Here is a 12,654-nt window from a genome sequence, read left to right on the forward strand (position 1 = left end):
TCCTGGAGGAACCTGTGCGGACGACAAGTGAACAACGATGGGTGCTGGGGCTGGCCTCGATCGGGTCGGTCATGGTGGCCCTGGATGTGCTGGTGGTCGCGGCCGCGCTGACCACCATCCGGGCGGATCTCGGCGCCTCGGCCGAGCAGCTCGAGTGGACGGTGAACGCGTACGCCCTGAGCTTCGCGATGCTTCTGATGACGGCCGCCGCGATCGGCGACCGCCTGGGCCGGAGACGGACCTATGCCGGTGGCCTGGCCCTGTTCACGGTGGCGTCGGTCGGCTGTGCGCTGGCCACCTCGCTGCCGTGGCTGATCGCGGCGCGAGCCGTCCAAGGTGCCGGCGCCGCTGCGGTGATGCCGTTGGCGATCGGCCTGCTGGGTGCGGCGTTCCCGCCGGAACGGCGAGGCTGGGCGACCGGTGTGTTCAGCGGACTGACCGGTCTCGCCGTACTGGGCGGGCCGATGATCGGTGGAGCGGTGACGGAGGGGTTGTCCTGGCAATGGATCTTCTGGATCAACGTGCCGATCGGCATGATCGCGATCGCCCTGGTTCTCCGGAAGATCCCCGAGAGCACCGGTCCGTCGCGCCCGCTCGACCTGATCGGTGCGGTCCTGATCAGCCTCGCCGTACTCGGCCTGGTCTGGGGTGTCGTCCACGGTGAGACCGCCGGCTGGTCGAGCGCCGAGGTGCTCGGCTCGTTCGCGGCCGGGGTCGTCCTGCTCGCCGCCTTCGGGGTCTGGGAGGGACGGTCGGCGCACGCGATGATCCCGCTCGCCTTCTTCCGGAACCGGACCTTCACCGCGGCGAACTCGGCCGGCTTCTTCCTCAGCGCGGCCCTCTTCAGCGCCGTCTTCTTCCTGTCCCAGTACATGCAGGTGGTGTTCGGGTCGTCCCCGTTGAAGGCCGGTCTGCAACTGCTGCCGTGGACGGCGACGCTCTTCCTGGTCGGTCCGCTCGGCGGCCGGCTGATCGATCGCATCGGCGAGCGCCCACTGGTGGTGATCGGGCTGACGCTCCAGACCGCCGGCATGTTCTGGGTCAGCCGAAGCACGGGCCAGTACTACGAACTCGTCGTACCGCTCGTGGTCACCGGCTGCGGGATCTCGCTGGCGATGCCGGCCGCGCAGAGTGCGAGCGTCGGTGCGCTGCCGCGGGAGGCGGTCGGGATCGCCTCCGGGGTCTACAGCATGACCCGGCAACTCGGTGGCGCCGCCGGTGTCGCCGTCCTCGGGTCGGTCTTCGTGTCGGCCGGCGGGTACGCCGGTCATGGCTTCACCCGGGCGCTCGCGGGGTGCGGCGTACTGTCGTTGCTCGGGGCACTGTCGGGTCTCGGCATCTCCGCACGGCGCCGTACCGGCGAGCTGGTCGCCACGAAGGTGGTGGAGGGAGTCGGATGAACCTGGAGGAAGAGTTCGCACTGCATCGGGGTGGTCTGGTCGCGCACTGCTACCGGATGCTCGGGTCGCTGTACGACGCCGAGGACGCGGTGCAGGAGACGTACCTGCGGGCCTGGCGCGGACACGCGGACTTCGAGCAGCGCTCGACCGTCCGGACCTGGCTCTACCGGATCGCCACCAATGTCTGCCTCAACTTCCTGCAGCACAGCAGCCGGCGCATGGTCCCGTCCGCGCTCGGTGCCCCCGGCAACGATCCGGACGAGCTGCATGCACAGGCACTCGAGGTACCGTGGCTGGAGCCGTTCCCGGACCAGTTGCTCGGCGCCGACCCGGCCACGGTGGTCGGCGACCGGCAGAGCCTCCGGCTGGCGGTGGTCGCCGCGATGCAGCACCTTCCACCGCGCCAGCGCGCCGTACTGATCCTGCGTGAGGTGCTGACCTGGCCGGCGGCCGAGGTCGCGACCTTGCTCGACACCACGACCGCGGCCGTCAACAGCTCGTTGCAGCGGGCGCGGGCCGAACTGGCAAGGCTCCGGCCGAGCGAAGAGGACTTCAGCGAGCCGGACGAACCGGTCCGGCGGGCGGTGCTCGATCAGTTCTCGGCGGCCATGGAGAGCAAGGATCTGGTCACGTTGGAGGGACTCTTCACCGCGGACACCCGGTGGGAGATGCCGCCGATCCCGACCTGGTTCAGCGGACGTGGCGACGTGATGCGGCTCCTGGACGCGAAACTGCTTTCCGGTCCGGACCGACGGATCCTGGTCGAGACCTCGGCGAACGGGCAGCCGGCGTTCGCGCTCTACATCCGGGGCGAGGACGCGCTGTACCACGCGCATTCCGTCAAGGTCCTGACCCTGACCAAGGCCGGCATCTCGGCCGTTCTGTCCTTCCACCAGCCCGCGCTGTTCCCGGCGTTCGGGCTGCCCATCATTCAATCCCGCTAAGACGGAGACACCGATGTCACTCGCAACCACACTCCGCGCCCTGCACGTGCCCGGCTCCCCCTTGGTCCTGCCCAACGCCTGGGACGCGGCTTCGGCCCGGATGGTCGAACAGGCCGGCTTCCCCGCCGTCGCGACCAGCAGTTTCGCGACCGCCACGATCCTCGGGCACGACGACGGCGAACAGGCACCGGTCGACGAGGTCCTCGCGGCGGCGGCCCAGGTCGCCCGCTCGGTGTCCGTCCCGGTCACGATCGACTTCGAACGCGGCTACCGGCTCCCGCCGGGCGAACTCGTCGAACGCTTCACCGCGACCGGCGCCGTCGGCCTCAATCTGGAGGACTCGGACCCGGCCACCGGCGACCTGGTCGATCCGGCCGAACAGGCGGACTTCCTGGCCGCGATCCGCGCCGCGGCCGGCACCGAACTGGTGATCAACGCCCGGATCGACGCGTTCCTGCGCAAGGCCGGCTCCCCTGAGGAACAACTCCGGACCGCACTAGACCGGGCCGCCCGCTACCTGGCCGCGGGTGCGGACTGCGTCTATCCGATCGGAGTCGGCGATCTCGACCTGATCGGGACGCTGGTCAAGGAGATCGGCGGCCCGGTGAACGTCGGCTACGGCCAGGGCGCCAACACGCTCGCCGACTACACAGCGCAAGGCGTCGCCCGGATCAGCTTCGGCCCGATGGTCCAGCGCCACCTGTACGGCAGGCTGGCCGGAACATTCCTCCCGGCGGTCGCCGCCGACCGGAATCCCTTTGCCGAATGAACGCCGGCACAACACGCCTGCGGGCCCTTGTGTGTGATCGTCGCGATCGGGTACGAAAGGATAGGTAGTCCAAAGCAACCATCGAGAGAAACGGGGAGAACGACGATGGGCATGTTCGACAACCTGAAGGACAAGGCGACGGAAGCCGTCGACGAGCACGGCGACAAGATCAGCGAGGGCCTGGACAAGGCCGGCGACGTCGCCGACGAGAAGACCGGCGGCCGGTACGGCGACAAGATCGACCAGGGCACCGACATGGCCAAGGACCAGCTCGACAACCTCGACGGTCAGGACGACGACATCGAGTAGCCGGACCCCGACCACCGACGCCGAGCGGCCGCAGGCTTCCCGCCCGCGGCCGCTCGCGGCATTCGAGGCGATGGGGCAGTAGCGTCAGGCTATGGCTGACGATGTTGGATTCTTACGCCAAGCGGTGGAGCTTGCGCGGGTGAACGCCGCCGAGGGGCAGTTGCCGTTCGGAGCGGTTATCGTGCGCGGCGAGGACGTCGTTGCGACGGGGGTGAATACGTCCCTGCGAGACCACGACCCGACCGCTCATGGTGAGGTGGTCGCCGTGCGGGCTGCCTGCCGGGAGTTGGAGAGCTTGAGCCTGGCCGGTACGACGCTCTACACGAGCTGTGAACCGTGCCCGATCTGCCACACCGTCGCGATCGTGGCGGAGGTGGATCGCGTCGTCTACGCCGCGCCGAAGGAGTGGGTGCCGGACCTGCGTACGCCGTACGCGCCGATTCTCACCGAGATCCAGGCTGCCGCGCGTGAGCTCGACTCCGGGCGGATCGAGCAGCTGGAGTTGCCCGAGGCGCGCGAGCCGTTCGCCGTCTATCTCGAGCAGCTCAGGTGAAGCTCGGGCTCAACCTGCTCAACTTCGGCCCCGACACCACGCCCGAGCTGCTGCTGGCGTGGGCACGGTTCGCCGAGGAGTCCGGGTTCGCGCTCGCGATGATGTCCGACCACGTCGCCATGGCGCCCGAGGTGCAGGCGCTCTACCCGGTCCCGTTCTACGAGCCGTTCACCGCGATCACGTGGCTTGCCGCGCACACCACGCGGCTGCTGCTCGGCACCTCGGTCTCCGTCCTCCCCTACCGGCACCCGTTGCAGACCGCGCGCGTCGGCGCCAACCTCGCCGACCTCAGCCACGGCCGGTTCGTGCTCGGCGTCGGTTCGGGCTGGTCCGAGCAGGAGTACGCAGCACTCGGCGAACCGTTCGACCGCCGCGGCCCCATCACCGACGAGTACCTGGCTGCGATCACGCACGCCTGGAATCACGACATCACGTCGTCCCCTGGTCCTAATGCGCCGTACGACGAGATCCACACCGGACCGCCCTCGGCGCACCGGCCACCGATCTGGGTCGGCGGGGCCGGTCGGGCCGCGATCCGGCGCGCGATCCAGTACGGCGACGCCTGGCATCCCATCAATCCACATCCGCTCTGGCTGCGCGACAAAGGCATGCCGGCTCTGCGGTCCGCCGCAGCCGACGCGGGTGTCGCCGTACCCGCGCTCTGTCCGCGCATCCGGGCTCATCCGACGACGAAGCTTGCCGACGACGACCGCGTGCTCGGCGAGGGGACGCTCGACCAGATCCGCGCGGATCTGGAAGGTCTCGCCGAGCTCGGTGCGGAGTACGTCGTACTGGACACCTACATCAGCCCGGACGTGCGGCGTACCGCTGAAGAGGACTGGCGCATCCTCGAGCAGGTGGCCGCCCTCAAGCCCTAGCTTGCGCTGCCAGCACGCGAAGCGTCTGTTCGGCCTGGTCTTGAAGCGTCCGGTGCAGGAGTGGTGGTACGTCGAGCGCCGAGGCGCGGGCCACGAAAGCCTCTGAGGTGGCGACGGTAGGGAAGGCGTAGAGCGCGACCCGATGGGCGGCCGACCAGCCTGCTTGCTCACCGAAGGCCGGGAGGTGGTCCAGGAAGCGGGCGGGGAGATCGGCCAGTATGGCGGTCTGGCGTGGTTGCCAGAGAGCTTGACCGAAGGTTCGCAACACCGCGGCAGGTACGCCGGGTGTGGTGAGCAGCAGGTCGAGGGCGGTGGCCTTCGCCTCTGGAGTGGGAGCAGCCGCACGAGCCGAGGCCGCGTACCACCGCGCATCGGGATCGTTGTCACGGGCCTCCTCGGCGGCGGTGCCGTCCGCCAGTCCGAGCGCGACCCGACGGGTCAGGATCCGCCAGCGGACCGTCTGGGGCAGGTCGTCAGCGAGCAGGGAGTCCAGCAAGGACGGCTCGTCGGCGAAGTCCGCGAGAACCTCGACGAGGATCAGCCAGTGGTCACCCTTTGCCGAATCAAGTGCTTCGAGACAGGCCGCGGCCAGCCGGCGTTCGAGCGACTCCCGTTGCGCGGGCGGCGCGTACAGACCTGCGGCTTCGGCGCCCAGTGCCGCGAGTGCCTTGAGGTGGGTCAGGTCGGACTCGCTGACGATCGATCGGGCGACGTACTCCACGACCTCGCCGGGAGGCAGGGCCGCGTCGCACAACAGGCCGCGGACAGTCCGGCGGGCAACCGTGCGCGCAACGAGCTCGGGCAACGTGTGGCCGGCGTTGATCAGCGTGCGCACCGAAGGCCCGTCGGGCCGCAGCAGCGCGTAGGTCGTGTCGGTTGCGTCAAGCAACAGAACATCCGCGACAGGCCTCCCGACGAGAGCCGGTACGTCGGTCTCCACACCGGTGATCTCGACCTCGAGGTGTTCCCCGATGGACAGGCTGTGCCGTCGCGGCGGTTCGGACTGGACCACCACCGCCGACATGTAGTGGCCGTCGGCAACAGTAGTCCGCAGCGACAGCGTGTTGATCCCGCTCGACTCCAACCACTCCCGAGACCAGGCGAACAGATCGATCGACGCATGCGGCGAGAGCGCGGCAAGCAGCGCCGCCAGGCTGCCGTTGCCTCCGGCATGCATCGTGAAGTAGTCCCGCAGCCCGGCCAGGAACGCGGGCTCGCCGACGAGCCCCACGAGCTGCCGCAGCAGGCACGCGCCCTTGGCATAGGTGATCGCGTCGAAGTTCGACTCCGCCGCGACCAGGTCCGGCACCGGCCGGCTCACCGGATGGGTCGACGACAGCAGGTCCGCGGCCGTAGCCCGCTCTTTCTCCAGCGCCATTGCCACCGACCAGCGACTGTCCAGCACACCGAGCTCGGCAGCGGCCCACACGGCGGCCCAATCGGCGAACGACTCGCTCAGCCACAGCCCGTCCCACCACTGCGGCGTCACCAGATTCCCGAACCACATGTGCGACATCTCGTGTAGCAACACCAGAGCACGTCGGCGCCGCTGCTCGGCGGTCGGTTCCGACCGGTAGATCACCTGATCGTTCCAGGTCACGCAGCCGTGGTTCTCCATCGCGCCCGGCTGGTCCGGCAGGAACACGTGATCGTAGGAATCACCGTCGTACTCACAGCCAAAGGCCGCACCGAAGACACCGAGCGCTCGTCGGCTCAACCCGAACAGCTCAGCCGCATTCTGCTCCAACGGCCCGGCCAGCGACCGCCGCGCGTACAGCGCCATCGGCACGTCGCCGTCGGAGCGAACAACCTGAAACGGCCCGGCGCAAACGGCAGTCGCGTACGTCGGCAGCGGGACCGTCGGCGGAAACGTCCAGATCGCCGCGTCGCCGTCCTCGACCACCGACGACTCCAGCCGGTTGCTCACGCACAGCCAGTCCAACGGCACCCGGACCGTGAACGCGAACGTCGCCTTCAGATCCGGCTGGTCGAAACACGCGAACATCCGCCGCGCGTCGAACGGCTGGAACTGCGTCCACGCATAGACATCGTCACCGTCGACAGTGCGCGACAACCCACGTCCGGGTACGTCGCAGCGATGCCGGGACACCACCTCGAGCCGATGCCGGCCGCCCAACGAGCCGACCCGAATCCGGTTGCCCCGGACAACATCCGCCGGATCCAGCGCCGTACCGTCCAGAACGACCGCCGTGACCTCGGCCGCCACCAGATCGACCCAGGTCACGCCAGGCCCGCGGGCGCCGCCCGGCTGGAAGTACTCGAACTCGATCAGGGTCCGCGATCCGAACCAGTCGCCGCCACGCAAGCCGGTCAGATCCAGCGAGACGTGGTAGCTCGCTACCGACAGCACCGCAGATCGTGCCGCCGCCTCGGCCGCGGTCATGCCGCCGGTCGTGAGCTCAGGATCGGCCTGCATGGATCTCCCCCAACGGATAGTGACACGCCACCCCGCGCAGCAGCGCCGGATCGTCCACCGAGCAACGGTCCTCCGCCAGCCAGCAGCGCGTCCGGAAATGACAACCGGACGGTGGATTCAACGGACTCGGCGGCTCACCCTGGAGGACCAGCTCCGGCGGCCGGTGCCGAGCTGAGCGATCAGGCTGCGGTACGGCGGCCAGCAGCGCCTTCGTGTACGGGTGCCGCGGCTGCTCGTACACCTGCTCGTAGCCGCCCTCCTCCACGAACCGCCCGAGATACATCACCGCAACCCGGTCGGCGATGTGCTGCACCACCGCGAGATCGTGCGCGATGAAGACGTACGCGAGTCCGAGTTCGCGCTGCAGCCGCTCCAGCAGGTTGATGATCTGCGCCTGCACCGACACGTCGAGCGCCGACACCGGCTCGTCACACACCAGCACCTTCGGCCGCAGTGCGAGCGCCCGGGCGATCCCGACCCGTTGCCGTTGGCCACCGGAGAACTGATGCGGCAGCCGCTCCATGGCGTCCGGGTTCAGCCCGACCATCTCCAGCAGTTCGGCCACCGCCGTACGACGCCGATCCCGCGGCACCACGTCCGGATGGATCTCCAGGGGCTCGCGCACGATCGCGCCGATCGTCATCCGCGGGTCCAGCGACGTGTACGGATCCTGGTGGACCAGCTGGATGTCCCGGCGCGCCTCACGCAGCCGGCGGCCCCGCATCGTGTGCAACGGCTCGCCCAGCAGGTCGATCGTGCCCTCGGTCGGTCGCTCCATCCCGACGAGCAGCTGAGCCAACGTTGACTTGCCGGAGCCCGACTCGCCCACGATCCCGAGCGTCTCCCCGGCCTGCAACTCCAGGTCCACTCCGTCGACCGCACGCACGAGCCCTCGGCTCAACGGGCCGCCGACGCGATAGGTCCGTCGTACGCCGGAAGCGCGCAGCACCGCGGTCACGACGCACCTCCGGCGAAGTGGCACGCGCCGAAATGCTCGTGCGATACCTGGAGGACCGGCGGACGAGTCCGGCAGATGTCCGCGGCTTGGGGACAGCCAGTCCGGAAGGTGCAGCCGGACGGCAGGTTGCCGAGGTCCGGCGGTTGGCCGCTGATCACCCGGAGCGGTCGACCCTTCTGGTCGGCGGTGCAGATCGAGTCCAGCAGCGCCCGGGTGTACGGGTGCGCCGGATGCTCGAACACCTCGTCCCCAGGCCCCTGCTCGACCACGCGACCGGCGTACATGACCAGGATGTCGTGGGCCATGCCCGCCACCACGCCCATGTCGTGCGTGATCAGCATCAGGCTCATCTGCCGGTCCGCTTGCAGTTTCGCCAGCAGTTGCAGGATCTGCGCCTGCACGGTGACGTCGAGCGCGGTCGTGGGCTCGTCCGCGATCAGGATCTCCGGGTCGGCGGCCAGCGCGGTCGCGATCATCACCCGCTGCCGCATCCCGCCGGAGAACTGGTGCGGGTAGTCGTCGACCCGCCGCCGCGCGTCCGGAATCCCGACCAGCCCCAGCAACTCGACCGCCCGCTGCCGCGCGGCCCGGCGCGACAGGCCGAGATGCACCCGGCAGCCCTCACCGATCTGATACCCGACCGGCAGCACTGGGTTCAGCGCGGACAACGCATCCTGGAAGACCATGCCGACCTGCGCGCCACGGACGGTACGGCGCTCTTCCGCCGGCAACCGCAACACGTCCCGGCCGTGCAGGACGACCTGACCTCTGCTGACTCGTCCGGAACGAGCAGGCAGCACGCCCATGATCGCCCGCGCCGTCGCGCTCTTGCCCGATCCCGACTCCCCCAGCACGGCTAGCGTCCGCCCGGGCCGGAGCGCCAGATCGACACCGTCGACGGCGACACCCCAACCGCGGGCGGTCCGGAACTCGACGGTCAGGTCCGACACCTCGAGCACCGGAGCCGCAACGTCGACCTCCGGGCGGGGCTCCGTCATCTTCATCGCGACCTCGGATCGAAGGCATCCCGCAGTGCGTCGCCGAGCATCACGAACGCCAGCACGGTGACGGACAGGAACAACGACGGGAACAGCAACAGGTGCGGATGATCGCGGAACGAGTCCTGCGCCTGGTTCAGCTGCACGCCCCACGAGATCGACGGCGCCCGCAGCCCCACGCCGAGGAACGTCAGCGCCGACTCCGCGGTGATCATGCCGCCGATCCCGAGGCTGGCCACCGCGAGGATCGGCGCGAACGAGTTCGGCAGCACGTGCCGGACGATCACCCGGACCGGACCGGCCCCGAGCCCGCGCGCGGCCTTCACGAAGTCCAGGTCGACGGTCGCCAGCGCGGCCGACCGCATCAGCCGGGTCATCGCCGGCCACGCGAACAGGATCAGGACCGCGGACACCACCACGACGTTGCGCTGGTGCAAAGTGCTCAGGATGACCACCTGCCCGACCAGCGCCGGGAAGCCGAAGAAGATGTCCATCGTGCGGCTCACCACCGCGTCCACCGCACCGCGGTAGTACGCCGCCAGACACCCGAGCACCAACGCGATCAGCACGCACCCCGCGGTCACGGTGAAGCCGATGGTCACCGAAGAACGGGTGCCATAGACAACGTTGCTGTAGAGATCGCAGCCCTGGATGTCGAACCCGAACGGATGACCGCTGGCCGGCCCGACGCCGCTGTCGGCCAGATCGCACGCCCGCGGATCCGCGGAGGCGAACAACCGCGGCATGGCCGCGACCAGTACGACCAGCAGGACGACGCCCGCCGGGATCGCGATCCGTGGATTGCTCAGGAGTCGCCGGCGCCGGATCGGGACCGCGGCGACGGGTGGGGTCTCAACGGCGGCCGGCAAGGCTGATCCTCGGGTCGAGTAGGCCGTAGACCATGTCCACGAGCAGGTTGATGACCAGGTAGACGAGCACCAGCAGGCTGCACACGCCGACCACGACCGGCCCGTTCTGCTGCGAGATGCCGTTGAAGACGACGTACCCGAGGCCGGGGATGTTGAAGATGCCCTCGATCAGCACGGTCCCGCTGACCATGTATCCGAGGCTCAGCCCGAGCACCGAGACCACCGGGACGAGCGAGTTCCGCAGGATGTGCCGGATCACGATCATCCGGTGCGGCAGCCCCTTCGCGATCGCGGTGTCGACGTAGTCGGCGTACCGGTTCTCGACGATGCTGGCGCGGGTCAGCCGGACCAGCTCCGGGATCCCGAACAGCGCCAGCACCGTTGCCGGAAGCAAGTAACTCGCGGGCCAGCCTTCCCGGACGCCGGACGTCGGGAACCAGCCGAGGTTGACGCCGAACACGATCTGGGCGACGTACGCGAGGACGAAGTACGGCAGCCCGACGACCACCGTGGTCCCGGTCAGCACCGCCCAGTCGACCGCACCGCCCTGGCGCATCCCGGCGTACGTGCCGAGCGAGATGCCGACCACCGCCATGATCGCCCAGGCGGTCAGGCCGAGTTGCACCGTGTACGGCCAGGCCCGGGCCACCAGCGCGGAGACCTCGTGACCCTGCAGGTCGATCCCGAGGTCGCCGCGGATCAGGCCGCCGAGATAGTGCCCGTACTGCGCCCAGAGCGGCTGATCGAGATGGAACCGCTCCCGCAATGCGTCCTCGACCGACGGCGACAGGACCCGTCCCGGACCGGCCAGCGCCTTGATCGGATCACCGGGCAGGGCGTAGACCGCGGCGAAGATCAGCAGCGTCGTACCGATCACCACCGGGACCATTCCGGCCAGCCGCCGGATCACGTAGCCGGTCATCTCAGCCGACCTTGACGACCGCCAGCCGGGCGCCGCCAAGGACCTCCGGCACCACGTTGCTCAGCTTGCCGGAGTGGACCAGGCCACCCATCGGCCAGTACAGCGGAGCCACCGGTACGTCGGCCAATGCCTGCTCGGCCGCCTGCTTGGCCAGCGCGGTGGTCTCGCCCGCGTCCCGGCTGGACGCGGCCTGCGCGAGCAGTCCGGCGAACGCCGTCGAGTTGTAGCCGGTCACATTCAGCGGAGCGCCGGTCGAGAACATCTGGTCGGCCATCGCATAGATGTGCGGGTACGGCGAGCCGGAGTAGAGCAGGCTCGGTCCCTTGACCGCCTTGCCGGCGAAGCCTTCGTACAGTTGCGCGATCGGCTGCGCCTCGAAGGTGACCTTCTCGATGCCGAGGTTCGTCCGCAACTGGTTCGCGATCGCCTGCAGCACCTTCTCGTTGGTCGGGTCCTGGTAGGTGTAGAGGACCATCGGGCCGTTCCAGCCGCCGGCCGCCTGCAAGGTGGCCTTGGCCTTCGCCGGGTCGAAGGTGCAGCTCTCGCACTTCGCGTCACCGCCACCGGTCAGGGTGGGCGGCGCGAGACCGGTGGCCGCCTTGGCCCGGCCGGCCAGCAGCGACTTCACGATCGCCTCGCGGTCGATCGCCATCGAGATCGCCTTGCGGAGGTCCGGGTTGGCGAAGCGGTCGTCGTACAGGGGAAAGCTCAGGTAGACGACGGCCGGGTACTGAACGTCGACGACCTGGTCGGGGGTGTCCTTCTTCGCGCCGGCCAGGTCCGCGCCGTCGAGCAGGGCCAGGTCGATCGAGCCGGCCTGGAAGTCGGTGTAGATCGCGCCGGTCTCCTGGTACACGTGCAGGTCGATCCCGGCCGAGGCCGCCTTCGTCCCGCCGTACCCGTCGTACCGCTCGAGCTTGATCTCCTGCGCACCGGCGTCCCAGCCGGCGGTCTTGAACGGACCGTTGCCGATCGGGTGCGTGGCGAACGCCTTCAGGTCCTTCGCCGCGCTCTCCGGCATCGGGGCGAACGAGGTCGCGGACAGGATGTACGGCAGCAGCGCGTTCGGCTTGGTCAGCGTCAGTTTCAGGGTCGAGTCGTCGACGACCTGGACGCCGGACAGCGTCTTGGCCGGCTGCGTGCCCTTCGGCGGGTTCATCGCGGCGTAGCCCTGGAAGATCGACATGCTCGCGTTGCCGGTGAGCGCGTTCGCGCCCAGCGCGGTCGCGTTCCACGAGTCGGCGAACGACGTGGCGGTCACCTTGCTGCCGTCGTGGAAGGTCCAGCCGCTCTTCAGCTTGACCGTCCAGGTGACGTTGTCGGTCGATTCGACCGAGTCGGCGACCAGCATCTCCAGCTTGCCGCTCTGCCCGTCGACACGGGTCAGCGGCGACCAGATCGCGTAGTCGACGTAGCTGCTACCGGAGCTGCCCGGCGTCAGGTTCTGGACGAAGAACGTCGGTACGCCGACCGAGAAGGTCCCACTGTCGTCGGTGGCGGCACTCTGACCCGCGCAGCCGGTCAGGAGCATGCCGAGCACGGCGAGCGCGGCCGTGAGACGGCGCAGTCGGTGCGGGCGGGATGTGTTCATGAATTGCCTCCAGGCTCGGTCGGCAA

General features: G+C 69.2%; 12 protein-coding genes. 6 read left to right on the top strand and 6 right to left on the bottom strand.

What is annotated here, in order from left to right:
* The first annotated feature begins 14 nt into the window (after positions 1 to 14).
* The 6 genes from OG876_RS03165 to OG876_RS03190 all read left to right on the top strand — a co-directional run bounded on the left by OG876_RS03165 (position 15) and on the right by OG876_RS03190 (position 4,853).
* Positions 15 to 1,400 (top strand): DHA2 family efflux MFS transporter permease subunit, encoded by a 1,386-nt coding sequence (locus OG876_RS03165; RefSeq protein ID WP_328523215.1) that lies wholly within the window; start codon positions 15 to 17, stop codon positions 1,398 to 1,400.
* Positions 1,397 to 2,344, top strand: coding sequence for a sigma-70 family RNA polymerase sigma factor (locus OG876_RS03170; RefSeq protein WP_328523216.1), 948 nt, complete (start codon positions 1,397 to 1,399; stop codon positions 2,342 to 2,344). Before OG876_RS03165 ends, OG876_RS03170 begins: the two co-directional genes overlap by 4 nt.
* A 13-nt stretch (positions 2,345 to 2,357) precedes the next feature.
* Complete coding sequence (locus tag OG876_RS03175) at positions 2,358 to 3,113, top strand: isocitrate lyase/PEP mutase family protein (RefSeq protein ID WP_328523217.1); 756 nt, start codon at positions 2,358 to 2,360, stop codon at positions 3,111 to 3,113.
* A 105-nt stretch (positions 3,114 to 3,218) separates the two neighbouring features.
* Positions 3,219 to 3,422: an antitoxin gene (locus tag OG876_RS03180; protein WP_328523218.1), complete on the top strand. Its 204-nt coding sequence runs from the start codon at positions 3,219 to 3,221 to the stop codon at positions 3,420 to 3,422.
* Between the two features lie 91 nt (positions 3,423 to 3,513).
* The gene (locus tag OG876_RS03185) at positions 3,514 to 3,975 is read left to right on the top strand and encodes a nucleoside deaminase (RefSeq protein WP_328523219.1); all 462 of its coding nucleotides are present in this window, start codon (positions 3,514 to 3,516) and stop codon (positions 3,973 to 3,975) included.
* Complete coding sequence (locus OG876_RS03190) at positions 3,972 to 4,853, top strand: TIGR03619 family F420-dependent LLM class oxidoreductase (protein WP_328523220.1); 882 nt, start codon at positions 3,972 to 3,974, stop codon at positions 4,851 to 4,853. The genes OG876_RS03185 and OG876_RS03190 overlap by 4 nt, the downstream gene beginning before the upstream one ends.
* On the opposite strand, the gene pepN is transcribed toward OG876_RS03190, so the two are convergent.
* From pepN to OG876_RS03220, 6 genes are read right to left on the bottom strand one after another with little or no spacing between them, the layout of a single operon-like run.
* Positions 4,843 to 7,290 (bottom strand): aminopeptidase N, encoded by a 2,448-nt coding sequence (pepN, locus tag OG876_RS03195; RefSeq protein WP_328523221.1) that lies wholly within the window; start codon positions 7,288 to 7,290, stop codon positions 4,843 to 4,845. The genes OG876_RS03190 and pepN overlap by 11 nt on opposite strands.
* The gene (locus OG876_RS03200; RefSeq protein WP_442914158.1) at positions 7,274 to 8,239 is read right to left on the bottom strand and encodes an ABC transporter ATP-binding protein; all 966 of its coding nucleotides are present in this window, start codon (positions 8,237 to 8,239) and stop codon (positions 7,274 to 7,276) included. Before OG876_RS03200 ends, pepN begins: the two co-directional genes overlap by 17 nt.
* A gap of 5 nt (positions 8,240 to 8,244) precedes the next feature.
* Positions 8,245 to 9,246, bottom strand: a complete 1,002-nt coding sequence (locus tag OG876_RS03205) for an ABC transporter ATP-binding protein (protein ID WP_442914093.1) — start codon at positions 9,244 to 9,246, stop codon at positions 8,245 to 8,247.
* 2 nt (positions 9,247 to 9,248) lie between these two features.
* Complete coding sequence (locus OG876_RS03210) at positions 9,249 to 10,115, bottom strand: ABC transporter permease (RefSeq protein ID WP_328523223.1); 867 nt, start codon at positions 10,113 to 10,115, stop codon at positions 9,249 to 9,251.
* Positions 10,099 to 11,037 carry an ABC transporter permease gene (locus tag OG876_RS03215; RefSeq protein ID WP_328523224.1) on the bottom strand — a complete coding sequence of 313 codons (939 nt, stop codon included), beginning with the start codon at positions 11,035 to 11,037 and terminating at the stop codon, positions 10,099 to 10,101. Before OG876_RS03215 ends, OG876_RS03210 begins: the two co-directional genes overlap by 17 nt.
* Position 11,038: 1 nt before the next feature.
* Complete coding sequence (locus OG876_RS03220; RefSeq protein ID WP_328523225.1) at positions 11,039 to 12,628, bottom strand: peptide ABC transporter substrate-binding protein; 1,590 nt, start codon at positions 12,626 to 12,628, stop codon at positions 11,039 to 11,041.
* Between the last annotated feature and the right edge of the window lie 26 nt (positions 12,629 to 12,654).

The organism is Kribbella sp. NBC_00359 (genome assembly GCF_036097425.1).
GTDB lineage: Bacteria > Actinomycetota > Actinomycetes > Propionibacteriales > Kribbellaceae > Kribbella.

Bases quoted from the DNA above. Each gene is read 5' to 3' on its own strand.
- OG876_RS03170 (WP_328523216.1), top strand. From the start codon at position 1,397: ATGAACCTGGAGGAAGAGTTCGCACTGCATCGGGGTGGTCTGGTCGCG.
- OG876_RS03185 (WP_328523219.1), top strand. From the start codon at position 3,514: ATGGCTGACGATGTTGGATTCTTACGCCAAGCGGTGGAGCTTGCGCGG.
- OG876_RS03215 (WP_328523224.1), bottom strand. From the start codon at position 11,037: ATGACCGGCTACGTGATCCGGCGGCTGGCCGGAATGGTCCCGGTGGTG.
- OG876_RS03180 (WP_328523218.1), top strand. From the start codon at position 3,219: ATGGGCATGTTCGACAACCTGAAGGACAAGGCGACGGAAGCCGTCGAC.
- OG876_RS03205 (WP_442914093.1), bottom strand. From the start codon at position 9,246: ATGACGGAGCCCCGCCCGGAGGTCGACGTTGCGGCTCCGGTGCTCGAG.
- OG876_RS03220 (WP_328523225.1), bottom strand. From the start codon at position 12,628: ATGAACACATCCCGCCCGCACCGACTGCGCCGTCTCACGGCCGCGCTC.
- pepN (WP_328523221.1), bottom strand. From the start codon at position 7,290: ATGCAGGCCGATCCTGAGCTCACGACCGGCGGCATGACCGCGGCCGAG.
- OG876_RS03175 (WP_328523217.1), top strand. From the start codon at position 2,358: ATGTCACTCGCAACCACACTCCGCGCCCTGCACGTGCCCGGCTCCCCC.